The sequence below is a fragment of the Methylobacterium sp. C25 genome, from assembly GCF_021352225.1.
Taxonomy (GTDB): Bacteria; Pseudomonadota; Alphaproteobacteria; order Rhizobiales; family Beijerinckiaceae; genus Methylobacterium.
This window is the reverse complement of record NZ_JAAUVI010000003.1, coordinates 203251-224531: the sequence shown is the minus strand read 5'-3', so window position 1 is coordinate 224531 and position 21281 is coordinate 203251. Positions and strand designations below refer to the sequence as shown.

At 67.8% G+C, this 21281-nt stretch carries 19 protein-coding genes; 8 read left to right on the top strand and 11 right to left on the bottom strand.

What is annotated here, in order from left to right; genetic code table 11:
* Window positions 1-85: 85 nt before the first annotated feature.
* Genes HCU64_RS10900 through HCU64_RS10890 form a run of 3 tightly spaced genes read right to left on the bottom strand, consistent with a single transcriptional unit; the run spans window position 86 to window position 3886 of the window.
* Window positions 86-2341: a xanthine dehydrogenase family protein molybdopterin-binding subunit gene (locus tag HCU64_RS10900; RefSeq protein ID WP_233383896.1), complete on the bottom strand. Its 2256-nt coding sequence runs from the start codon at window positions 2339-2341 to the stop codon at window positions 86-88.
* Window positions 2342-2351: 10 nt separating this feature from the next.
* Entirely contained in the window at window positions 2352-3365 is a 1014-nt protein-coding gene (locus tag HCU64_RS10895) for an FAD binding domain-containing protein (protein ID WP_233383895.1), read from the bottom strand.
* A complete protein-coding gene (locus HCU64_RS10890) occupies window positions 3362-3886 on the bottom strand; it encodes a (2Fe-2S)-binding protein (protein ID WP_233383894.1) in 525 nt (174 codons plus the stop codon). Before HCU64_RS10890 ends, HCU64_RS10895 begins: the two co-directional genes overlap by 4 nt.
* Window positions 3887-4036: 150 nt before the next feature.
* On the opposite strand from HCU64_RS10890, the gene HCU64_RS10885 reads away from it, so the two are divergent.
* A complete protein-coding gene (locus HCU64_RS10885) occupies window positions 4037-5419 on the top strand; it encodes a dipeptidase (protein WP_233383893.1) in 1383 nt (460 codons plus the stop codon).
* On the opposite strand, the gene HCU64_RS10880 is transcribed toward HCU64_RS10885, so the two are convergent.
* The 3 genes from HCU64_RS10880 to HCU64_RS10870 all read right to left on the bottom strand — a co-directional run bounded on the left by HCU64_RS10880 (window position 5416) and on the right by HCU64_RS10870 (window position 7126).
* Window positions 5416-5865, bottom strand: coding sequence for a tRNA (cytidine(34)-2'-O)-methyltransferase (locus HCU64_RS10880; RefSeq protein WP_233383892.1), 450 nt, complete (start codon window positions 5863-5865; stop codon window positions 5416-5418). The two genes, HCU64_RS10885 and HCU64_RS10880, sit on opposite strands and share 4 nt — an antisense overlap.
* Before the next feature lie 83 nt (window positions 5866-5948).
* Complete coding sequence (locus HCU64_RS10875; protein ID WP_233383890.1) at window positions 5949-6227, bottom strand: chaperone modulator CbpM; 279 nt, start codon at window positions 6225-6227, stop codon at window positions 5949-5951.
* A gap of 2 nt (window positions 6228-6229) precedes the next feature.
* Window positions 6230-7126: a DnaJ C-terminal domain-containing protein gene (locus tag HCU64_RS10870; protein ID WP_233383888.1), complete on the bottom strand. Its 897-nt coding sequence runs from the start codon at window positions 7124-7126 to the stop codon at window positions 6230-6232.
* Window positions 7127-7284: 158 nt separating this feature from the next.
* Between HCU64_RS10870 and HCU64_RS10865 the strand changes: the two genes are divergently transcribed.
* Both HCU64_RS10865 and HCU64_RS10860 read left to right on the top strand, forming a co-directional pair.
* On the top strand, window positions 7285-9177 hold the full coding sequence (locus HCU64_RS10865; protein WP_233384271.1) for an ABC transporter ATP-binding protein: 1893 nt from the start codon (window positions 7285-7287) through the stop codon (window positions 9175-9177).
* 71 nt (window positions 9178-9248) lie between these two features.
* Entirely contained in the window at window positions 9249-10472 is a 1224-nt protein-coding gene (locus HCU64_RS10860; RefSeq protein WP_233383887.1) for an adenylate/guanylate cyclase domain-containing protein, read from the top strand.
* Here the strand turns inward: HCU64_RS10860 and fae are convergent.
* Window positions 10466-11005 carry a formaldehyde-activating enzyme gene (gene fae, locus HCU64_RS10855; RefSeq protein WP_233384270.1) on the bottom strand — a complete coding sequence of 180 codons (540 nt, stop codon included), beginning with the start codon at window positions 11003-11005 and terminating at the stop codon, window positions 10466-10468. The genes HCU64_RS10860 and fae overlap by 7 nt on opposite strands.
* A 167-nt stretch (window positions 11006-11172) precedes the next feature.
* Between fae and HCU64_RS10850 the strand changes: the two genes are divergently transcribed.
* Complete coding sequence (locus HCU64_RS10850; RefSeq protein ID WP_233383886.1) at window positions 11173-11406, top strand: hypothetical protein; 234 nt, start codon at window positions 11173-11175, stop codon at window positions 11404-11406.
* 16 nt (window positions 11407-11422) lie between these two features.
* On the opposite strand, the gene HCU64_RS10845 is transcribed toward HCU64_RS10850, so the two are convergent.
* Window positions 11423-11857 (bottom strand): hypothetical protein, encoded by a 435-nt coding sequence (locus HCU64_RS10845; RefSeq protein ID WP_233383885.1) that lies wholly within the window; start codon window positions 11855-11857, stop codon window positions 11423-11425.
* A gap of 240 nt (window positions 11858-12097) precedes the next feature.
* Between HCU64_RS10845 and HCU64_RS10840 the strand changes: the two genes are divergently transcribed.
* Window positions 12098-15541: an SbcC/MukB-like Walker B domain-containing protein gene (locus HCU64_RS10840; RefSeq protein WP_233383884.1), complete on the top strand. Its 3444-nt coding sequence runs from the start codon at window positions 12098-12100 to the stop codon at window positions 15539-15541.
* Window positions 15542-15714: 173 nt separating this feature from the next.
* On the opposite strand, the gene HCU64_RS10835 is transcribed toward HCU64_RS10840, so the two are convergent.
* Window positions 15715-15918: a hypothetical protein gene (locus HCU64_RS10835; RefSeq protein ID WP_233383883.1), complete on the bottom strand. Its 204-nt coding sequence runs from the start codon at window positions 15916-15918 to the stop codon at window positions 15715-15717.
* Window positions 15919-16277: 359 nt separating this feature from the next.
* On the opposite strand from HCU64_RS10835, the gene HCU64_RS10830 reads away from it, so the two are divergent.
* Window positions 16278-16559, top strand: coding sequence for a hypothetical protein (locus HCU64_RS10830; protein ID WP_233383882.1), 282 nt, complete (start codon window positions 16278-16280; stop codon window positions 16557-16559).
* 73 nt (window positions 16560-16632) lie between these two features.
* Here the strand turns inward: HCU64_RS10830 and HCU64_RS10825 are convergent, their stop codons facing one another.
* The gene (locus HCU64_RS10825; RefSeq protein ID WP_233383880.1) at window positions 16633-17964 is read right to left on the bottom strand and encodes an adenylate/guanylate cyclase domain-containing protein; all 1332 of its coding nucleotides are present in this window, start codon (window positions 17962-17964) and stop codon (window positions 16633-16635) included.
* Window positions 17965-18073: 109 nt separating this feature from the next.
* On the opposite strand from HCU64_RS10825, the gene HCU64_RS10820 reads away from it, so the two are divergent.
* Together HCU64_RS10820 and HCU64_RS10815 are read left to right on the top strand one after the other, a co-directional pair.
* Window positions 18074-19303, top strand: coding sequence for an MFS transporter (locus tag HCU64_RS10820; RefSeq protein ID WP_233383879.1), 1230 nt, complete (start codon window positions 18074-18076; stop codon window positions 19301-19303).
* Between the two features lie 17 nt (window positions 19304-19320).
* Complete coding sequence (locus HCU64_RS10815; protein ID WP_233383878.1) at window positions 19321-20553, top strand: MFS transporter; 1233 nt, start codon at window positions 19321-19323, stop codon at window positions 20551-20553.
* A 28-nt stretch (window positions 20554-20581) separates the two neighbouring features.
* Here HCU64_RS10815 and HCU64_RS10810 read toward each other — a convergent pair whose 3' ends face one another.
* Window positions 20582-21073, bottom strand: a complete 492-nt coding sequence (locus HCU64_RS10810; RefSeq protein ID WP_233383877.1) for a hypothetical protein — start codon at window positions 21071-21073, stop codon at window positions 20582-20584.
* Between the last annotated feature and the right edge of the window lie 208 nt (window positions 21074-21281).

Here is a 21281-nt window from a genome sequence, read left to right as displayed (position 1 = left end):
GCGACCGGCGATAGCGCGTGGCTGCCGGTCCCTGCAATGCAGTCGTCGATCGTTCTGGACCCGACGGAACAGCTTCGAGAGACGCTCAGGCCAAAATCTTGTCCACGGTGATCGGCAGATCGCGGATGCGCTTGCCGGTGGCGTGATGGATCGCGTTGGCGATGGCCGCCGCCGTGCCGACGATGCCGATCTCTCCGACGCCCTTCACGCCGAGCGGGTTGGCCTTGTCCTCCTCCTCGACGAAAATGACGTCGATGTCGTGGACGTCGGCATGCGCCGGCACGTGATACTCGCCGAGATTGCGGTTCATGAACCGGCCGAGGCGCTGATCGAGCATCGATTCCTCGTGCAGCGCCGAACCGATCCCCATGACCACCGCGCCCATGATCTGGCTACGCGCGGTCTTGGTGTTGAGGATCTTGCCGGCTGCGACGGCCGAAACGATGCGTGTGACGCGGACGATGCCGAGTTCCTCGTCGATCTTCACTTCGGCGAAGACAGCCGAGTGGGTGTAGGCCTCGAACTTTTTCTTGAAGTCCTTGTCCGGGCTCGCGGATTCGGTGGCTTCGATCTTGTCCTTGCCAGCGGCTTTCAGGACATCGACCAGGGCAACGCCACGCGACGGTTCGCCCGCCAGTTCGACGCGCCCCCGCGCAAAGACCACGCGCTCGAAATCGGCATTGGCGAGCGGCGAACCGTCCATGCCGCGAGCGAGCTTGAACACCTCCTCGGCGACCTTGCGGCAGGCCTTCATGACGGCCGTGCCGGAAGAAGCCGCCGTCCAGGAGCCGCCGGCGATGGGAGCCTCCGCGAGATTCGTGTCACCGAGCTTCGTGGTGACGTGGTCGAGGGGGAGGCCGAGGGCGTCGGCCGCGATCTGGGTGAGGATGGTGTAGGTCCCGGTACCGATATCGGCCGTGGAGTTGCCGACCTCCAGCCGGCCGTCGGCGCTGAGCGTCGCGCGGGCGCTCGACGGCATCATCAGCGCTTCCCAGATGCCGCAGGCCATGCCCCAGCCGACGAGCTCCTTGCCGTCACGCATGGAGCGCGGCACGGGATCGCGCTTCGACCAACCGAAGCGTTCGGCGCCTTGCGCGAAGCAGGATTTCAGCGCCTTCGATCCGAACGGTTTGTCCTCGACCGGGTCGGTCTCGGTGTAGTTGGCGAGCCGAAGCTGGATCGGGTCGATGCCCGTTGCATAGGCCAGTTCGTCCATCGCCGTTTCGAGGGCGAAGAGGCCCGTCACGGCGCCGGGTGCGCGCATGTCGCCGGGCGTGGCCGTGTCCAGCTTGGCGAGCCGGTAGGTCAGCTCGACATTGTCGCACGCGTAGAGGGTGCCCGCCCAGTTGACGACGTTCTCCTGGTAATCCTCGAAGGTCGAGGTGCCGTGGACGGCATCGTGCCGGATGGCCTGCAGCGTTCCCTTTGCATCGGCGCCTAGGGCGACCGTCTGGATCGCGCCGGGCCGATACGTGAAGCTCCACATCTGGTCGCGGGTCAGCACCACGCGCACTGAGCGGTTCAGGTCCTGCGCCGCCAGCATTGCCAGAAACAGCTGGTACTGCGGTCGCAAGGCATTGCCGAAGCCGCCGCCCATATAGGGGCTCAGGCAGCGGACCTGGTCCGGCTTCAATCCGAAGGCGTTGGTCAGGTAGAGCTGCGTGTTCGCGACGCCCTGGATCTTGTCGTAGACGGTATAGGTACCGTCATCCTCGACGACGACGGTGGAGGCCTGCGGCTCCATCGGATTGTGGTGCTCGTGGGCGATCCGGTAGCGCTGTTTCACCTTGATCGCCGCGCCGTCGAAGGCGCCGCCGGCATCGCCCCAGGGCTTCGGCGGTGGCTTGATGCCGCCGCGCTTCGTCGGCGGATCGTAGGACTCGCTCATCTGCGCCGCGATGTCGGTATGCGGCGTCTCTTCCTCGTAGGTGAGGCTCACCAGCGAGGCGGCATGGCGTGCGGTCTCGAAATCCTCTGCGACCACCAACGCGACCGGCTGGCCCGAGAAGACGACGGTCTCGTCGTAGAGCGGACGAAACGGCGAGCCGGGCGGCGCCACCATGTCCTGGTAGGCCTTGGCCTCGCCGGCGATGCTCGGGCGGTTCTGGTGGGTAAGCACCTTGAGCACGCCGGGCACGGCCTCCGCCGCGCTCGTGTCGATGCCCGTGATGCGGCCCTTGGCGATGGTGCTCGACACGACATAGCCGTGCGCGAGGTTCTCGGCCGAGAACTCACCGGCATATTTGGCGAGCCCGGTCACCTTGGCGGGTCCGTCGACGCGGCTGAGGGCGCTGCCGACGAAGCGATCGTGGCCGGCGCCGGTGCTGATCTGCTTGGTCATGGGGACGTCCTCACTGGATGCGCTTGTCGGACTGGGATTGCGGCGTCCCGGCTGCGGCCTGCTCCAGGCCGCGCACGATGGCGCGCCGCGCCAGCTCGATCTTGAAGCCGTTCTCGGATTGCGGCCTGGCCTCCCTCAGGACGAGGTCGGCCGCGGCCTTGAAGCTCTCTCGCGTGGCCGGCTTGCCCTGCAGGAGAGCTTCGGCGTCCTGGTTGCGCCAGGGCTTGTGCGCAACACCGCCGAGCGCAAGCCGGGCTGTCTTGATGGTCTGTCCGTCGAGTTCGAGGGCAGCGGCGACCGAGACCAATGCGAAGGCGTAGGAGAGCCGGTCGCGCAGCTTCAGGTAGGTGTGGTGCGGCCCGTAATCCGTCGCCGGCAGATCCACCGAGACGACGATCTCGCCGGGCTTCAGAGTGTTGTCCTTCGCAGGATCGTCGCCCGGCAGACGGTGATAGTCGGCGAAGGCAATGGCGCGGTCGCCCTCCGGACCTGACACCTGGACCGTGGCCTCCAGGGCCGCCAGGGCAACGCACATGTCGGAGGGGTTGGTGGCGATGCAGGCACCGCTCGCGCCGAGGATCGCGTGGATGCGGTTCACGCCGCCGATCGCCGGGCAACCGGAGCCGGGCTCGCGCTTATTGCAGGTGGTGCCCTCGTCGTAGAAGTAGTAGCAGCGCGTGCGCTGGTTCAGGTTGCCGCCGGTGGAGGCAGCGTTGCGCAACTGCGCCGAGGCGCCGGCCAGGATCGCGCTGGCCAGGAGGGGATAGCGGGCTTGGATGCGCGCATCGTAGGCGAGATCGGCATTGCTCACGAGCGCGCCGATGCGCAGACCGCCCGCGTGCTCCTCGATGCTTTTCAGCGGCAGGCGCGTGATGTCGACGAGCCGTCCCGGCTTCTCGACATTGTACTTCATCAGGTCGACGAGATTGGTGCCGCCGGCGATGAAGCGGGCGCTCGGGTCGGTGCCGAGGGCCTTGATGGCATCGGCCACCGTATCGGCCCGCACGTAGTCGAAGCGGTTCATCGGGCGGCTCCCTGGTGCATCACCTCTTCGATCGCATCGACGATGTTGGTGTAGGCACCGCACCGGCAGAGGTTGCCGCTCATCGCCTCGCGGATCTCGTCCCGCGTCTTGGCGTGGCCCTCGTTCATCAGGCCGACGGACGAACAGAGCTGTCCCGGCGTGCAGTAGCCGCACTGGAAGGCGTCGTGCTCGACGAACGCTTCCTGGATCGGGTGCAAGGTGTTGGTGCCGTGTTTCTGCGCGAGCCCTGCCAGGCCCTCGACGGTGGTGATCTCGGCACCGTCCTTCATCACTGCCAGCGCGAGGCAGGAATTGATGCGCGTCCCGTCGACCAGCACCGTGCAGGCGCCGCATTGACCGTGGTCGCAGCCCTTCTTGGTGCCGGTGAGATCGAGCCGCTCGCGCAGCAGGTCGAGCAGCGTCGTCCAGGGCGCGACCTGGAGCTCACGGCGCTCGCTGTTGATCGTGAGGGTGATGCCGATCCTGGCATCGGCTCCGGCGGAGCCGCTTTCGCTGAGCATGGCGTTGTCCACGATGTTGGCTGATCGTTTCGACAACCGTTCCAATCTGGCGCCGTTCCAACGGCCGCTTTCTGCAAGGCGCTCCGGGGTTACGCCGAGCCCGGGCCTCGGCTAACGCTTCGTCGAACCGCAAGAGCCGAAGGACAGGCCATGGCCGCGCTGGATCCGATCCTGAACGACATCGACACGGACCTCGACAACGCCCTGGAGCGGTTGTTCGAGTTCCTGCGCATCGAGTCGATTTCGACGGACTCGGCCTACAAGGGCGAGTGCCGCAAGGCGGCTCACTGGCTCGAAGGCAACCTGACCGCGCTCGGCTTCGAGACCAGCGTCGAGGAGACCTCGCTCCATCCTGTGGTCTACGCGCACAAGCCCAAGCCCGGCGCGCCGCATGTCCTGTTCTACGGCCACTATGACGTCCAGCCGGTCGACCCGCTGAACCTCTGGACGCATCCGCCCTTCGAACCACGCCTCGTCGGCGAGGGCGATCGCCGCCAGATCGTCGCGCGCGGCGCGTCCGACGACAAAGGCCAGGTCATGACCTTCGTCGAGGCCTGCCGGGCGCATCTCGCCATGAACGGCGAACTGCCCTGCGCGGTCACCATCGTGATTGAGGGTGCGGAAGAGAGCGGCTCGCAGGGTCTGCCCGAATGGGTGGCGGCCAACCGCGACCGGCTGAAGGCCGACGTCGCGCTGGTCTGCGACACCTCGATGTGGGACCGCAACACGCCGCAGATCACCACGTCGTTGCGCGGCCTCGCCTATTTCGAGGTGACGGTGACCTGCGCCGACCGCGACCTGCATTCCGGTTTCTTCGGTGGCGCGGCGGCGAACCCCATTCACGTCCTCTCGAAGGTTCTCGCTGCGCTCCACGACGAGGAGGGCCGGGTGACGATCCCTGGCTTCTATGAGGGCGTTCGCGAGCCCCCGGCCGAGGTGCTGGAGCAGTGGAAGGGCCTCGACTTCACGGCGGAAAAATTCCTCGGGCCGATCGGCCTCAAGGAGCCGGCCGGCGAGCGCGGGCGCATGCTGATCGAGCTGATCCAGTCTCGCCCGGCCTGCGACGTGAACGGCATCATCGGCGGCTACACCGCCGAGGGCACCAAGACGGTGATCGCCGGACAGGCGAGCGCCAAGGTCTCGTTCCGCCTCGTCGACGACCAGGACCCGGAAAAGCTGGCGAAGAACTTCGAGGCGTTCGTACGCGAGCGCGTGCCGTCCGACTGCAAGGTCGATGTCGTCTGCTACAAGGGCTCGCGGGCCATCGCGCTGCCCTACGACATGCCGCAGCTCGCCACCGCGCAGGCTGCGCTCACCGAGGAATGGGGTCGCGACGCCATCGCGGTGGGCGCCGGCGGCTCGATCCCGATCGTCGGCGACTTCAAGCGCCTGCTCGGTCTCGACACCCTGTTGATCGGCTTCGGCCTCGACGACGACCGCATCCATTCGCCGAACGAGAAGTACGAGCTGAAGAGCTTCCACAAGGGCACGCGCAGCTGGGCGCGCATCCTCTCGGCGCTGGCCGCCCGCTAGCCGACCTGCCGGATAGCTTCTCCGAGGATCATCGCGGCGGCTACTGCCACGTTGAGCGAGCGCATGCCCTCTCGGATCGGCACCACGATCCGGGTATCGGCCGCCGCATGCACGGCTTCCGGTACGCCGGCCGACTCGCGGCCCATCAGGATGCAGTCGCCATCGCGAAAGCCATGCGCCGTGTAGGGCACGGCCCCGGACGTGGTGGCGAGCACCAGCCGGATGCCGGCCTCGCGCCGCCAGTCCTCGAACGCCGCCCACGAGCGATGCCGGGTGATCGCAACGTGGTCGAGATAGTCGAGTCCCGAGCGACGCAGGTTGCGGTCCGAGACGTCGAACCCCGCCGGCTCGATGATCTCGACGGCGACGCCCAAGCATGCCGCCATGCGCAGCATGGTGCCGGTGTTCTGCGGGATGTCGGGTTGATAGAGGGCGAGGCGGAGCATCGCGTCAGGCTTATCCGGCGACGGCTTCCAAGTCTCATCCGTCATTGGTTCGCTGCGCTCGCAATGATGGCGAGGGGTATGGCTTACTCGCCGTCGAGCGGACCCTGACCCTGCTTGAGTTCGGCGAAAGCCCTGCGGAGTCCGTGCAACTGATCGACGAGGTGGAGGATGACGTCGATGCCGGGGTCGTTCACGCCGAGACCACCTTGGAGATCGCGGATGAAATGCGCTCGCGCGACGTCGATCTCCGAGAAGCCAGTCTCGACGTCTTCGGCGGCCGGTAGAAGCCAGCGCTGCTCCAGCCAGATTTCGAGCGTGCGGACCTCGAGCCCCGAGCGTGTCAGGAATTCCTCGCGTTTCATGATCACCGATCCTCACGCGGGTTGAACGATTTGCCAGCCTCCCAGCCTTCGACGAAGGCTTCGAGCGCCGGGTCCGGCGGGTGGGGCAGGACGACCTTGAGCGTCACATACTCGTCGCCGTGACCGCCCTCGCGACGAGGCGCACCCTTGCCCTTGAGACGCAGCCGCGTGCCGGTACTCGCGCCCTTGGGCACCGTCATGGTGACCTCACCGGTCGGCGTCGGGACACGGACTTTCCCGCCCAGCACCGCTTCGGTCAGCGAGATCGGCAATTCGATGGAGATGTCGTCGCCGTCGCGCTCGAAGCGGGGATCGGGCCGAACCTCGACCTCGATCAGCGCGTCGCCGGGACCGCCCGTGCCGGTGCCGGGGGCGCCCTTGCCCCGCAGGCGCAGAACCTGTCCGTCGACGAGGCCGGGCGGGATCGTCACGTCGAGCGTGCCGCCTTCGGGCAGGGTCAGCCGCGTGCTGGCGCCGGTGATCGAGTCCACGAAGGGGATCGGCAGCGTGTAGCGAATGTCCGGTCCGCGGCGGTTGGCGCGCGCCTGCTGGCTGCGCCGCAGCAACTCCGCGAACGCGTCGTCACCGTCCATGTAATCGGCGAAGCCGGAATCGCTCGCGTAGGCATGCCCCGCCTCGCTCGCGTAATCGCGATAGTAACGCTGCTGGGGTCGCTCGGCCCCGGTCTCGTCGATCTCGCCGGCATCGAAGCGCTTGCGCTTGTCGGCATCACCGAGAAGGTCGTAGGCGCTTGCGACGTCCTTGAACCTGTCCTCGGCCCCTTTGTCGCCGGGGTTGAGATCGGGGTGAAAGGTCTTGGCGAGCTTGCGATAGGCGCTGCGGATCTCTCCGTCCGAGGCCGACTTCGCTACGCCCAAGACATCGTAGGGATTGGCCACGCACCGCTCCGTCGGCGTTTCGCCCGATGTGCGACGATGTAGCGGACCGCTCGCGGAAAGGAACGCAGCCCGTTCGAGCCTGTGGCATAGCCTGCGCCTTGGCTCGCGGCCAAGAAGGCTTAAGTCAGGTGCTCACGCACGATTGGTTGTCCGACAGCATGTTCCTCGATTGGCTCGAGCGCCGCATCGACCCGTTTGCGCCGTTCGACGATCGGCAGATGCCGCCGAAGACGGTGCTCGGCTTCGTGCGCTTCTACCTGACGCCCGTGCGCGGCCCGCTCGCCGTATTGTTCGTCGTCGCGATCGTCGCGGGCACGATCGAGGCCTCGCTGTACCTGCTGCTGCGCTGGTTCATCGACCTGATGGGCAGCGCCGACAGAGCGACCGTGCTGCAGGAGCATGGCGGCGCCATCATCCTGGCTGCCCTGTTCCTGCTGGTCGTGCGGCCGGTCTCGATCTGGCTGCACGAGCTTCTGTCGAACCAACTCGTGGTGCCCCAGACGTCGAGCCAGATCCGCTGGCGCGCGCATCTGTACACGCTCGGCCATTCGCTCTCGTATTTCCAATCCGACTTCGCGGGGCGCTTAGCCAACCGGATCGTCCAGGTCGGCCCGGCGGTGCGCGAACTCGCGGTCGTGTTCATCGACACGCTGCTCTACGTGGCGATCTACGCGGTCACGGCCGTCGGCATGTTCAGCGCGATCTCGATCTGGCTCGCATTGCCGGTGATCGTCTGGGTTGCGGCCTATGCGGCGCTGACCACGTGGTTCGTGCCGCGGGCGCGCCAGCGCTCGCACAAGAGCGCCGAGACCCGTTCGACCCTCGTCGGCCGCGTGGTCGACAGCTACACCAACATCCTCACGGTGAAGCTTTTCGCGCGCGATCGCGAGGAGCGGGCGGCGGTGCGCGAGGCGATCGACGCGAACACGGCCGCCTACCTTCACCAGTTCCGCCTAACCACCACCACCACGACGTTGCTCGGCATCCTGAACAGCGCGCTGCTGGTGGCGACGGCCACCGTCTGCTTCCAGCTCTGGCGCGCCAACGGCATGACGACGGGCGAGGCTGCGGCCGGGCTTGCCCTGGTGATGCGGCTTCTCGCCATGTCGGGCTGGGTCATGCAGACCGTGCGCGGCGTCTTCGAGAATGTCGGCGTGATCCAGGAGAGCATGCAGACGATCTCCCGGCCGCACGCTCTCGTCGACGATCTGCAGGCGGGTACGCTCGCGGTTACCGCGGGCGAGATCCGCTTCGAGGCGGTCGATTTCCATTACGGGCGCGGTGACGCCAGCATCATCGAGAACCTGTCCTTCGCGATCCGCCCCGGCGAGCGCGTCGGCCTCGTCGGCGTCAGCGGCGCGGGTAAGACCACCATCACCTCGCTGCTGCTGCGCCTCCACGACGTCGAGGGCGGCCGTATCCTGGTCGATGGGCAGGACATCGCGCGGGTGACGCAGGATTCGCTGCGGGGCGCCATCGCCATGGTCAGCCAGGACACCTCGCTGCTTCACCGCTCGATCTACGACAACATCGCCTATGGTAACCCGCAGGCTTCCGCCGAGCAGATCGAGCAGGCGGCCCGGCTCGCTCATGCGGACGCATTCATCCGGGGCCTCGTCGACCACAAGGGGCGGCGGGGCTACGATGCACAGGTCGGCGAGCGCGGCGTGAAGCTCTCCGGCGGCCAGCGCCAGCGTATCGCCATCGCGCGGGTCATCCTCAAGGATGCGCCGATCCTGATCCTCGACGAGGCCACCTCGGCCCTCGATTCCGAGGTGGAAGCCGCGATCCAGGAGAGCCTCGACACCCTGATGCAGGGCAAGACCGTGCTCGCCATCGCCCACCGGCTCTCGACCATCGCGGCGATGGACCGGCTGATCGTGATCGATGGGGGCCGCATCGTCGAGGAAGGCAGCCACGCCGAACTGATCCGCGGCGGTGGCCTCTATGCGCGACTTTGGCAGCGCCAGTCGGGAGGCTTCCTGGGCGACACGGAAGACGGCGCGCCCCGTCGCAACGAGCGGACATTGAGCGCGACGCCGGCAGAGTGAGTCGGCTTCGCGTCCGGTCCGAAACGTGCGAACAGGCGATGGTTGTATTGGGGAAGGGGCGCCCTGAAGGAATGGAGACCGAACGGCTCTCGGCACGGCTCCGCGACTGGATCACGGAGCGTGCGACCGCCAGCGACGATGGCGAGGCCCTGCTCGACGGTCTCTGCAACGCCCTCTGCGACGCGGGCGTGCCGCTCTGGCGGGCGAGCGTCTCGGGCCCGACCATCGATCCGGCCCATCGCAGCGTCGGCCTGACCTGGTACGCGCAGGAGGGCATGACGCTGGTGTTCATCCCGCACGAGCAGGATGAGGCGATGTGGCTGCGCAGCCCGATTTTCGCGCTCCTGGAGAGCGGCGAGCATTCTGTGCGCTACCGGCTCGAAGCCCTACGCAACGGTGAGGATTTTCCGATCCTGCACGAACTGCGCGACCAGGGCGGCACGGACTATCTGCTGCACCTCATCACCTTCGCACCAGGCATCGCCCTACGGGGCGTTGCCTTGTCCTTCGCCACGCGTGCCCAGGGAGGTTTCGATCAGGACTCGGTCTCGGTGATCGAGGGAATCCTGCCGACGCTCGGCCTCGCGCTCGCCCGGCTCAGCCTCGCGCATACGCTGCGCGAAGTGCTCGGCACTTATGTCGGGCCGGTGACGGCGGGGCAGGTACTCGAAGGGAACGTCCGGCGCGGCCAGGGCCGTACGGTCTCGGCAGCGATCCTGCTCGCGGATCTTCGCGGCTTCACCGCCTTGTCGGACCGCTCCGATCCCCTCGACATGGTGACGTGGCTCAACGAGCATTTCGACGCGCTGGGCGATCCCGTCACGGGGCGGGGCGGCGAGATCCTGAAATTCCTCGGCGACGGCTTCCTGGCGGCCTTCACCGTGCCCGATGCCGGCGCATTGCCCTGCAACGTCTGCCGGGAGGCGTTGTCCGCGGCCGTGGATGCGCTTGCGGCCAATGACGCTCTCAACGCTCGGCGCAGGGCGGCCGGTCGGCCGGAACTGCCTGCCGATCTCGTCCTGCACTTCGGGGAAGTGGTCTACGGCAATGTCGGCACCGGGCGCCGGCTCGATTTCACGCTGATCGGCCGCGCCGTCAACGAGGCGAGCCGGATCGAGGGCCAATGCCAGAGCCTCGGCCACCCGCTCCTGATCTCGGACGCCTTCGCCGCCCGCTGTGCGGACGCGCTCGAGGAGGTCGGCACGGTGCCGCTGCGCGGGCTCGCCCGGCCGCAGCGGCTTTGGACCCTCCCGGGACTCGACCGGAGCGTTCCGGTCGCAGCGACAGGTCAGTAGTCGATCACGTCCTCGAGGGCGTAGTGCTTCACAGTCTTGCGGTTGGCGATGAGCTCGTCGATCGTCGGCTCGCCCTTCATGGCGCGGGAAATCGCGAGCTTCGTCGCCTCGTAATTGGTGCGGTAGAGATCCTTGCGGTCGAGGTTCTCGTCCTTGGCGCAGCGCTCGTCGAGCCAGATCGTGATGATCATGCAGAGCTCGTCGAGACCATCCTTTGGCAGGACGCCTTCGATCACGCAGTCGATGATCGCATCGCCCGTGGCTGCCTGGACCACGCCGCCGAGAAGCTCGGCATACTCGGCCGTGTGGATCGTGACCTTGGTGGTCATCATGGTCGAGGGACGCACCAGCTGGTTCAGGTCGCGCACCACAAACATGCGGGTATGGCCCTGGACCTGGCCGAGCATGCCGGCGAAGGCGTTGCCGACGGGCCCGCGCGTCGAGCCGATCAGCACCTCGGGCATCGCGTCGGTGAACTGACCTTCGGCGGCGAGCACCGTCGCCTCGCCCGTGCGGAACCAGATCTCGGCCATCGTCGTCGCGTCCTGCTTGGAAATGTCGGGATGCGCCGGTGGCCGGCGCGAGCCGGGCGCAGACACCATCCCGGGCCCTGCCCGTCAATCGTCCGGTGGGCATTTCCCGGGCACTCTGGCCTCCGGCGCCTCGATCGGTCATGCAGAGGCGGGCGGAGGAAGCGACGATGACGGGGCCGGGCGGCGGATCTTCGGCGGTTGAACGTGGCTGGAGCCTGCTGGCCCGCGCCGAAGGCGACGGCGTACGGCTCGAACTCGGCCTGCCCGATCTCGGTGGTCAGCCGGTGACGGCGGTGCTCAGCCTCGACAAGACCGAGGCGCGCGCCTTCGCGCGGGCACTGCTCGCCGCGGCGGGGGACGCGACGGAGCGGACGTTTCCAGCCGGCAGCGAAGACCTCTAGGCGGAGACCCGCGCGATCAGCGCGGAGCGACCTTGGAGCGGCCCGGCAGGCGCGGGGTCAAGGTGCCACGCGGCTCGATCGGCGCTTCGCAGGTATAGGCGAACTCCGTCTGCAGGTCGGAAAAGACCGTCTCGCCCTTGACCTGGCAATCCTCGCGGACCGTCTCGTCGAGGAAGGCGCGGGCCGCCGTGCGGAAGCGCTCGGCCCGCGACGCCCTCGGGTCGCGGCCCTCGTTGCGCTCGCCGATGCCACAGCCGGCGACCTCGCGCAGCGAGTTCGAGACGATCAGCATCCGCCGACGCTGGCGGTTGTCGTAGACCTCGTAGGGTTCGTTGCAGCCGATCGTCACGACCTGCACGGGCAGCGAGACATAGGTCTTCGAGATGTATTCGAACCCGGTGCAGCCCGTCAGGCCGAGGCCGAGGGCAATCAGGATCGCGCGCCGCTTCATGGTCGTCGCCTCCTGTGCCGAGCGTCGAACGGGATCGCATTGAAACCGCTACGCTTGTCCGGTCAAGCCCGCTCCGGCGCCGTGACGGCGCGATTCGGGGGACGCTGTCTTTGAGGTGACTCCCGCAAGGCGCTCGAATCCTGTAGCCCTGCCGACGAACTCCTTTTCACGGCGCATCGTCATCGCTCGCAAACCAACGCGGCAGGCCACGATGCAGAGCCGCCATCGGCCGAACGCCTTTTGTATCTCCTCACCGATATCGCGCTCTCCAACTGGTACCTGATCCGCCGACAGCAGATCCGGATCCGGGGCGCGGCTGCCCTGGTCGGGCCGACCGGAGCCGGCAAGTCGACGATCTTCGATGCGGTGGGCACCGTGCTCGCCGGCAACAATGCCAGCCGCCTCGCGCTCAACGCGTCTGCCTCGGGCCGCTCCTCACGGACGGTGCGCGACTATTGCCTCGGCTGGATCAGCGACCCCGCCGAGGGCGGCCGGCCGACGCGCGAATCCTGTGAGACGATCATCGCCCTGACCTTCGAGAACGAGGCGAGCGGGCGCATCGTCTCGGTCGGACTGGCGCTCGCGGCGCGCTCCGACGAGCAGCGCGAGGAGACGATCTCGCGTTTCGTCGCGGTCGGGCACCGCTTCGAGATCGCCGATTACGTCCGCGAGACCGCGAAGGGCAGCTTCGTCGCGCCCTGGAGCGAGATCGCGGCCGACCTCAACCGCCGGGCCGAGCGCTTCGAGCAATTCCGCTCCTCCGGCGAACGCTTCACCACCGAGGTCTTGGCGCTGATGCGCGAGGGCGCGCCGGCCCCCGAGCCGCGTCACTTCCTGCGCACCTTCGCCAATGCCGTCGCGTTCAAGCCGATCTTCGACCCAAGCGCCTTCGTGAAGAGCTTCGTGCTCGAACCCGCACCGCTCGATGTCGAGCGCATCCGGCAATCGGTGGAGAACTGGCGCCGGCTCTGCGAGACCATCGAGGAACTGGAGACACGGCTCTCGCATCTGCGCCGGATCGTCGGGCGCTACGAGGCCTGGGCCGATGCCAGCCTTGCCGCCGCCCTCGACGAGATGCGGGCGACGAGCGCCGACCTGCGCCGGCGGATCGTCGACTGGACGAGCGCCCGCGCGCGGCTCGCCGAGACGGGCGACGCCCTGCGCATCGCCCGCGAGAGCGTCGCCACCAGCCAGGGCTTCGTGCGCGAGATCGATACCGAGATCGCCCAGCGCAAGGCGATGATCGTCGGCAGCGCCGCGGAGGGCCGGCTCGCCGCGTCGAATGCCGGTCTCGCCATGGTCGCCCGCGACCGGCGCGACCTCGGCACGCGGGTCGCGGAACTGGTCGCCCTCGTGCAGGAGGCGGGCAAGCTCGCTGCCGTCTCCGCCATCGTCCGGTCGAGCGAGCCGGAGGCAGCCCGACTGATCGAGGCCTGCGCCCGTTCGGGCCTGCGCCGCGATGCGCCTCCCGAGGACACCCTTCGCGCCGATGGTGTCCTCAGTCGCCTGATCGCCGGATTAGCCGACCTGCCCGACATCGCCAGCGCCCTCGACGAGGCAGCCGAAGATCTCGCCGTCCGCGCCCGCACGCAGGAACGCGAGGCACAGGCTCTCTCGGCCGCCTTCTCCTCTGGCCATGCCAGCGCCGGGCGGCTCTCACCCCATACGCTCGCCTTCCGTGACGAGCTCGCCCGCATCGGTATCGATGCGACGCCGATCTGCGAGCTCGCCGAGATCATCGATCCGGCCTGGGGCCCGGCGCTCGAGGGCCTGCTCGGCGGTGCTCGTGAGGCGCTCGTGGTCGAGCCGGACCGGCTCAACAAGGCCTTCGGCCTGCTCGAACAGCAAAAGGCCCGGTTCTATCGGTGCTTGCTGGTCAAGACGACGGACACCGCCCGCCGCACCGCCCGCCGCTTCGATGACGGCCCGCTCGGGCTGATCGAGACGGACAGTGACCATGCCGAGGCCTTTCTCGCGGCGCGGCTCGGCGGCTACGATCTCGCGCCGAATGACGCAGCCCTCGCGCATATGAGCCGCGCCGTGGCGCCGAGCGGACGCACGACCTCCGGCATGGCCTATTCGGTGGTGCGTCCGGTCCAGCTGATGATGACCCGCGGCCAGCGTGGCCCGACGGCGGAGGGGCGCCGCAACCTGGAGAGCGCAGTCGAGGAGGCGCGCCGCCTGCGCACGGAGGCGACCGTGATGCGCGAGGCCGCGCGCACCGCCGCCTCGCTCCGAGCCCGGCTCTCGGCGGCGACCCTCGACGTCGCCGCCCTGCGCGAAGAGGCGGACGCCATTGAGGGCCGTCGCCGCAGCCTGACCACGGAGCACGAGCAACTCCGCCACGCCGATACCGGCGCGCTCGAAGCCGAGATCAAGGAGCTGACAAAGGAGCGTTCCGCCTACCTCACCGAGCTGATCCAGGTGCTGGAGCCGAAACGCGACGGCCTGCTCGCCGAGGAAGCGGGCCTGAAGGCGAAGCTCGGCTCGGCGAAGGACGCGGCGCAGGCCGCGCTCGGGGCGCGCCGTCAGGCTCATGCGCGCTGGACCGGCGGCGACTCGCTCCGTATCCGACTGGCGCGCGGCGAGGGTCTCGATCCAGCGGTTCTGCGCCAGATGCGGACCGATCTCGCCGGGCTCGACTCGAAGGAGCTCGCGGCCGTCGCCAGCGCGGCCCGAGCCTCCGTGCGCAGCGAGATCGAAACGGCGCGCACGGAAGGCCGTGCGGCCGAGCGTGATCTCGCCGAATACTGCGTCCAGCGCCGCATCGACAATCCGCTCGGCCGCGAGGAGGCGACGGCTTCCTTCGGCTATGCCTGGGCACGGCGCGAATTCGAGTCGGTCGAAGGGCACGAGCTGCGTCGCTACCGCGAGCAAGCCGAGCGCGCGAACCGCGAGATGCGGCGCCTCACCACCGAGGACCTGCTGACGCGCCTCGCTGACCGCTTCGAGCGCGTGAGAAACCGACTCGACGCCCTGAACGAGCGCCTGTCCTCGCAGAAGTTCACGGGCCAGACCTACGCCTTCGAGGCCGCCGTCGATCGGCGCTATGCCGCGGTCCACGCGCTCGCCACAGAAGTCGCCCGCTCGCCCGACGCGGCGCAGGCCGTCCTCCCGGAGGTCGAGGATGGTCCGCTCTCGGCGGCCATGGAGGAGATTTCCGCGTTGATCGCCGGCGAGGAGAGCGCCGCGCGGCTCGCCGATTACCGCAACTACTTCGTCTACGAGATCGGCATGCGTGACGGCGCGGGCAACCGCACGACGCTGTCGAACCGTGCGACCCGCGGCTCGGGTGGCGAGGCACAGGCGCCGTTCTACGTAGCCATCGCCGCCTCGCTGGCCTCCGCCTACTATCCGGGCGACCGGCCTGGCCACGAGCACCCCGGACTCGGCCTCTGTCTCCTCGACGAAGCGTTCTCGAAGCTCGACGTGCGCAATTCCCAGGGACTGGTCGACCTGTTCCGCGCCTGGGGGCTCCAACTCCTGATCGCGGCGCCCGAGGACAAGCGCACGACGCTGACCGAAGTGATGGACACCATCGTCACCGTCTACAAGAGCCCGGATCTCGCCTCCGTCCGCATCGAATCCGAGCACCCGTTGGAGGCGGCAAAGCGCGCTTTGGCGGCGATCAACCCGGAACGGCAGGGCATCGAGGCGTTCCGGGTGTCCGACGCCGCGGAGTGATCCACACCGCTCTTCCGCCTCTTCGCGACGTCGACTACGCTCGCTGGATGAGCGACGACCTGCGTGAATCGCGCCCGCAACTGATCCTCATGGCCGTCGCGGTAGCGGCAGTGCTGATCTTCGGCGCGGTAACGCTGATCGCCCAGCTCAGATAGCTCGGCTGCCGATGGCGGTCACGTCGAGATCGTCTTCAGGTGATGGTCGAAGCTCTCGAGCGTCTTGGCCTGTTCGGGATCTGGGTTCGGCCCGCTGACATAGGCGAGGGTCACCCTCGCGATACGCAGGGCGGTGGCGACGTCGCGGCCCTCGCGGCGCGCCTGCTCGATGACGGCAGCGACATCCGCCATGATCTGGGCATTGGCTGCATAGCCTTTCATGGCGTCGCGCGCCTCTGCACTCGTGACCGTCCCCGCCGCCCGTTGCGGCCCTCCCTTGGTAACATTCCGACGCGAGCGCGGGAAATGCGCAATCCGAGGGGACCGGCCTCCTGGGCGGCTCTTCCTATCCGCCTGGATGAAGAGCGGTATCCTGCGCCCCCGTTAATCCCGAAATTTGGTCTCGAGTGCCGGCCGGTGTGCGACAGCGCACGTATAATTCAGGTTGCCCGGATTAAACTCTAAGTAATATTCGGTGATAAAGCGCACATATATTTCGGTACTCTACGCCCACATTGCTCTCATGGCCGCATGACAAACATTGCGGTGAAAAATATCAATAAGAGAGAGGATTAAGCTCGATGCGTTTTGTCATGATCGCTGTTGTCGCCACCGTTCTCGCAACGCCGTTTGCGGCCTCCGCGGGCGAAGGAAGCCGTCAGGCGGCCGGTGGGGGCCACATGAGCTCCTATGTCAGCGACCCCTACCACGATCCGCGTTCGGTCCATTCGCAGCGGAACAGCACGGGCCAGATCCTCGGCGCTCCGATGCTCTCCGAGCGGGCCGGCGCTCACGGCGTCACGCGCGACCGACTGGTGGAACCGCATTGGGCCGCCGGCTCGATCGGCCGCCGCGCCCGCTGATCGGCTACACGACGCGAGTTCTGACCCGCACGGCTACGGCCGTGCGGGTTTTTTCGTGCCCGAACCGCTGCGCTCAGGCGTGGATCGAATCCTTCTGCGTGATGGCATAGAGCGCCGGCAGGCGATGGCCGGATGCGTCTTCGGTCGCGACGGGCACGGCGGTCAGCCCGCTCGGTAGCCTGCCGACGAGGAGGCCGATCACCTGCTCCGAAGCGGCGAGGGAGAGATCCTCGGCCTTGGCGCGCGCCTCCAGGCGGGCGAGCATGTTCATCGCCGAACCGAGCGCAGTGAACTCCGCGCGTGAACCATCGTCGAAGACTCCGGCGAGAACGGTGCCGGCATGCAGCGCGATGGTTATGGTGAGCGGATGCCGGCCCTGCTCTCGGCGCTCAACGTTCAGGGCGTCGAGGCGTTCGCGGATCGCCACGGCGGCGTCGAGCGCAGAGCGGGCTTGATGCTGCGGTGGTCCAACCAGGAAATGGGCCAACACGCCGTCGCCGATATACTTGTCGACGATCCCGCCATGTTCGCTCACGCCGGCATGGGTCAGTGCACGGATGTCGAGCAGCGCCTGCACGACGTGCTCGCGCGGATAATCGCGCGTGAAGGCCGAGAAGCCGCGGATGTCGAGCGTGAACAGGCAGGCGTGCCGCTCGCGAACGGTCCCGAGGCCACCCTCGCGGGCGAGCTGCACGGCGACGCTTCCGGGAACGAAGCGGGCCAGCATGGTCCGTTCGTGCTCGAGCCGGAGCGCCGTGGTCACTGCATGGCGCAGGCGCCGCACGCCGTCGATCACCACGAGGCTCGCGGCGATGAAGGTCAGGAGTGCCGGCATCTCGTCGGAGAGGCTGACATGCGGGCCGAGAAGGGAGCCCGCAGGCTGCAGGATCGCAATCAGGATCGTGCCAGCCCAGGCGATGGCCACGGCTCCGGCGAAGACTGCGGTGTGCCAGACCCGCATGGTCAAGCCGGTCTGCAGCAGCAGCAGGAAGGCCGGCAGCTTGCTCACGGCCCCGGCTGCATCGTCGAACCCCGCGCTCGCGCCGACGAGCAGGTGTTCGATCTCCACGTAGATCGCGACGCCCGCATTCAGCGCCGTCGAGGCCCAGGCAAGGCCCTCCGCCCGCCGGCTGGTGAAGCCGGAGCCGTTATGCTGCCCCGCGTCCCGGTCCCAACGCTCCGCGAGCCCGAGCCCGAGCGAGCAGGTGGCATAGGCGGCGAGCACGACCCAATGGCTCATCGGATGGATCGAGCCGTCGTAGCTCTGCGCAGTGGCGAGCAACACCACGACGATCAGCGCATGCATCGCGAACAGCCGCAGGCCCGATGCCGATTGCAGCAGCCGCAGCGCACTCGCCTCGCCGTTCCCGGCACTCGCTCGGGAGCCGTCGCGGTCCTGGTCCATGAAACTCCCGCTTCCGTCCTGAACGGACGTTTTCCGGCGCCGCACCCTTCCGTCTCGACGCCTGAACGCGGTTGACGCCAGCCGCCCCCGCATTGCAAGCCGGCAGGCGATGGCCAAGCCTCCCTCCGTCGGCTGGGCGCTCGTCCGAAACGGCGATTTCCGGCTTTTCGGTGCAGCGCGCTTCCTCACCAGCCTCGCCAGCGAGATGCAGGTCGTGGCGGTGGCCTGGTTCGTCTACGACCTCACGAAGAGCGCCTTCGCCCTCGGTCTCGTCGGGCTCGCGGCCTTCCTGCCGGCGATCCTCGCGGCACCGATCACCGGCCATGTCGCGGATACCTACGATCGGCGGCTCGTTGCCGCGGGCGCCTGGGGTGTGGCGACGCTCGCCCAGGCGGGCCTCTTCGCCTTAGCTCTGCAGGGCATGCAGTCCGTCTGGCCGATCTACGCCCTCGTCGTGGTGATGGGGATCGGCCGGGCCTTTGCCAGCCCAGCCCTTTCGGCGCTTCTGCCGACCCTGGTGCCACGCGAGCAGTTCGGTACGGCCGTGGTCTGGATCTCGTCGTGCTGGCAGAGTGCGTCTGTGCTCGGGCCGGCGCTCGGCGGCGTGCTTTACATCCTCGGTGCGAAGACCGTCTTCGGCGTGACGACCGGCATCTACGCGCTCGGCAGCATCCTCATCCTCGCCATCAGCTTTCGGCCCGAGCCCAAGAGCGTGCGCGCGCCGATCACCTGGGCGAGCGTCTCGGCCGGGCTCTCCTACATCCGCTCGCAGCCCGTGGTGCTCGGCGCGATCAGCCTCGATCTCGTCGCGGTTTTGCTCGGGGGCGCCACCGCCCTGCTGCCGATCTTCGCCGCCGAGACCCTGCATGTCGGCCCCCTCGGGCTCGGTGCACTGCGCAGCATGCCTGCATTCGGGGCGGTGATCACCGCGATCTGGCTCGCCTACAAGCCGCTGACTCGGCAGGCCGGTCCGCGCCTGCTCCAGGCGGTCGCCCTGTTTGGCGTGGCCACCATCGTCTTCGGGCTCTCGCATGACCTGTGGCTGTCGATGGCGAGTCTGCTCGTGGCAGGCGCCGCCGACATGGTTTCGGTCTATGTCCGATCGAGCGTCGTTCAGGGCGAAACGCCGGACGCGATGCGCGGGCGAGTCTCCGCAGTGGAATCGGTCTTCATCGGCGCCTCGAACCAACTCGGCGAGTTCGAGTCCGGTACGCTCGCCGCCCTGATCGGCGCTGCGCCTGCCGTGGTGGCAGGCGGCGTCGCGACCGTGCTGGTGGCGGCGTGCTGGGGCCGCCTGTTTCCCGCGCTGCGCGCGCGGGACCGCCTGATGGCAACCTGAGGGGCCGTATCTCCGCCATGCTCGTCCCTGATCCCGCCGGTTGGGCGGTCCTCCGCAATCGTGACGTCCGCCTGCTCATCGGTGCCCGCTTCCTCACCGGGCTCGGCTACCAGATGCAGGCGGTCGCGATCGGCTGGTACGTCTTCGATCTGACCCGGAGCGCGTGGGCGCTGGGCCTCGTCGGGCTCGCCGCCTTCCTTCCGGCCCTGATCTCTGCGCTGTTTGCGGGACACGTCGCCGACACCCATGACCGGCGTCTCGTCGCTGCGCTGGCCTATGCGGTGCTCAGTCTCGCGGCTTTGGGCCTGTTCGCGAGCGCGGCACTCGGGTCTCAGGTGGTCTGGCCGATCTACGGCCTCGTCATCGGCACCGGCATCGGCCGCGCCTTCGCCAATCCGGCACAGCAGGCGCTCCTGCCGACATTGGTGTCGCGGGAGCAATTCGGCTCGGCCCTGGCCTGGAACTCGTCCGTCTGGCAGAGTTCGTCCGTTGCTGGTCCGGCTGTCGGCGGGATGCTCTACGTCCTTGGTCCGGCAGTGGTGTTCGGCACAGGCGCGGCGACCTTCGCACTGGCCGCCTGCCTGATTGCAGCCGTGAGCTACCGGCCGGCACCGGTGACCGAGCGCCCGCGCGTCAGTTGGGCGACGCTGTCGGCCGGCCTGTCGTACATCCGCTCGAAGCCCGTCGTGCTCGGGGCGATCAGCCTCGACCTGTTCGCCGTGTTGTTCGGCGGGGCGACGGCGCTGCTGCCGATCTTCGCGGCGCAGGTGCTGCATGTCGGCCCGCTTGGTCTCGGTGTCTTGCGCAGCATGCCGGCTGCTGGCGCTGTCGCCACGGCGGTCACGTTGGCTTGGATACCTCTGCGCCGAAGGGCCGGCCCCCGGCTTCTCGCCGCGGTCGCGACCTTCGGCATCGCCACGATCGTGTTTGGGCTCTCGTCGAACCTGTTTCTCTCGATGGCAGCCCTGTTCGTGATCGGCGCCGCCGACATGATCTCGGTCTTCGTGCGCCAGAGCCTCGTCCAGGGCGAGACCCCGGACGCAATGCGGGGCCGGGTCGCGGCGGTGAACACGGTATTCATCGGTGCCTCGAACGAACTCGGAGAGTTCGAATCGGGCACGCTCGCCGCCCTGGTCGGCGCCGTCCCGGCCGTAGTGGCCGGCGGTGTCGCGACGGTGCTGGTCGCCGTCTGCTGGGCCCGCTTTTTCCCTGCGCTCAGAAGGCGGGATCGCCTGATGGCGGAGGCCTGATCGTCAAGCGGTACGGCGCTTCGAGCGGTCAGGCCGGTTGCGGCTGCCGTCTCCGGCTCCGGGAAAAGATCAGTCCCGATCCGAGGAGGCCGATGATCCCGGCTCCCGCGCCGACATAGATCATGATCCGGTCGGTCTCTTCCTGATGGGACTCGTCGTCGGAAATGATCAGGTTCGGCGTCTCGGCGCCGTCGGCGATGTAGCGGATCTTGGTGCTGTCGACCGCGATCTTGTTGTCAACGATGATGCGGTCCGCATACTCGGTCGAGACCGAGACGTCCTTGGCCTTGTGGCGGGTGCCCTGCGCGTCCGTCCAACTCAGATCGATCTTGTAGGAGGTGCCGCTGCGGCGGCCTTTGGTCCTGGTGGCGCCGTCGATCGATGCCGTCGTCTCGACGCCTCGCGCCATGACGTCCTTTCGGCGCTCACCGTCCTGCCAGCAGAAGAAGGCCAATACCGGGCCGCCTATGGCAGCAATGAGCAGCAACCATTTGAGCTTACCGAACAACCAACCCTGCATCCCCACACCTCATCGTCGTTGCGATGGGCAGGCTTTACGATACGGGACTCGGACGGGCAAATTTCCGCCAGCAAGTCGGGGCGGCCAACGTCGAATTTTCCGCGGTTATTGGTCGGTTATCTGCGGAGAGCGCCGGTATGAACTGAATTATGCCAACAATATATTTTTGGACGGCGAATGTTATTGATTCCCCGTTTCTCGCGAGATC

Bases quoted from the DNA above. Each gene is read 5' to 3' on its own strand.
- HCU64_RS10895 (WP_233383895.1), bottom strand. From the start codon at position 3,365: ATGAACCGCTTCGACTACGTGCGGGCCGATACGGTGGCCGATGCCATC.
- HCU64_RS10890 (WP_233383894.1), bottom strand. From the start codon at position 3,886: ATGCTCAGCGAAAGCGGCTCCGCCGGAGCCGATGCCAGGATCGGCATC.
- HCU64_RS10825 (WP_233383880.1), bottom strand. From the start codon at position 17,964: ATGGACCAGGACCGCGACGGCTCCCGAGCGAGTGCCGGGAACGGCGAG.
- HCU64_RS10845 (WP_233383885.1), bottom strand. From the start codon at position 11,857: ATGAAGCGGCGCGCGATCCTGATTGCCCTCGGCCTCGGCCTGACGGGC.
- HCU64_RS10850 (WP_233383886.1), top strand. From the start codon at position 11,173: ATGACGGGGCCGGGCGGCGGATCTTCGGCGGTTGAACGTGGCTGGAGC.
- HCU64_RS10835 (WP_233383883.1), bottom strand. From the start codon at position 15,918: ATGAAAGGCTATGCAGCCAATGCCCAGATCATGGCGGATGTCGCTGCC.
- HCU64_RS10885 (WP_233383893.1), top strand. From the start codon at position 4,037: ATGGCCGCGCTGGATCCGATCCTGAACGACATCGACACGGACCTCGAC.
- HCU64_RS10880 (WP_233383892.1), bottom strand. From the start codon at position 5,865: ATGCTCCGCCTCGCCCTCTATCAACCCGACATCCCGCAGAACACCGGC.
- HCU64_RS10810 (WP_233383877.1), bottom strand. From the start codon at position 21,073: ATGCAGGGTTGGTTGTTCGGTAAGCTCAAATGGTTGCTGCTCATTGCT.
- HCU64_RS10865 (WP_233384271.1), top strand. From the start codon at position 7,285: ATGTTCCTCGATTGGCTCGAGCGCCGCATCGACCCGTTTGCGCCGTTC.
- HCU64_RS10830 (WP_233383882.1), top strand. From the start codon at position 16,278: ATGCGTTTTGTCATGATCGCTGTTGTCGCCACCGTTCTCGCAACGCCG.
- HCU64_RS10820 (WP_233383879.1), top strand. From the start codon at position 18,074: ATGGCCAAGCCTCCCTCCGTCGGCTGGGCGCTCGTCCGAAACGGCGAT.
- HCU64_RS10860 (WP_233383887.1), top strand. From the start codon at position 9,249: ATGGAGACCGAACGGCTCTCGGCACGGCTCCGCGACTGGATCACGGAG.
- HCU64_RS10900 (WP_233383896.1), bottom strand. From the start codon at position 2,341: ATGACCAAGCAGATCAGCACCGGCGCCGGCCACGATCGCTTCGTCGGC.
- fae (WP_233384270.1), bottom strand. From the start codon at position 11,005: ATGGCCGAGATCTGGTTCCGCACGGGCGAGGCGACGGTGCTCGCCGCC.
- HCU64_RS10875 (WP_233383890.1), bottom strand. From the start codon at position 6,227: ATGAAACGCGAGGAATTCCTGACACGCTCGGGGCTCGAGGTCCGCACG.
- HCU64_RS10815 (WP_233383878.1), top strand. From the start codon at position 19,321: ATGCTCGTCCCTGATCCCGCCGGTTGGGCGGTCCTCCGCAATCGTGAC.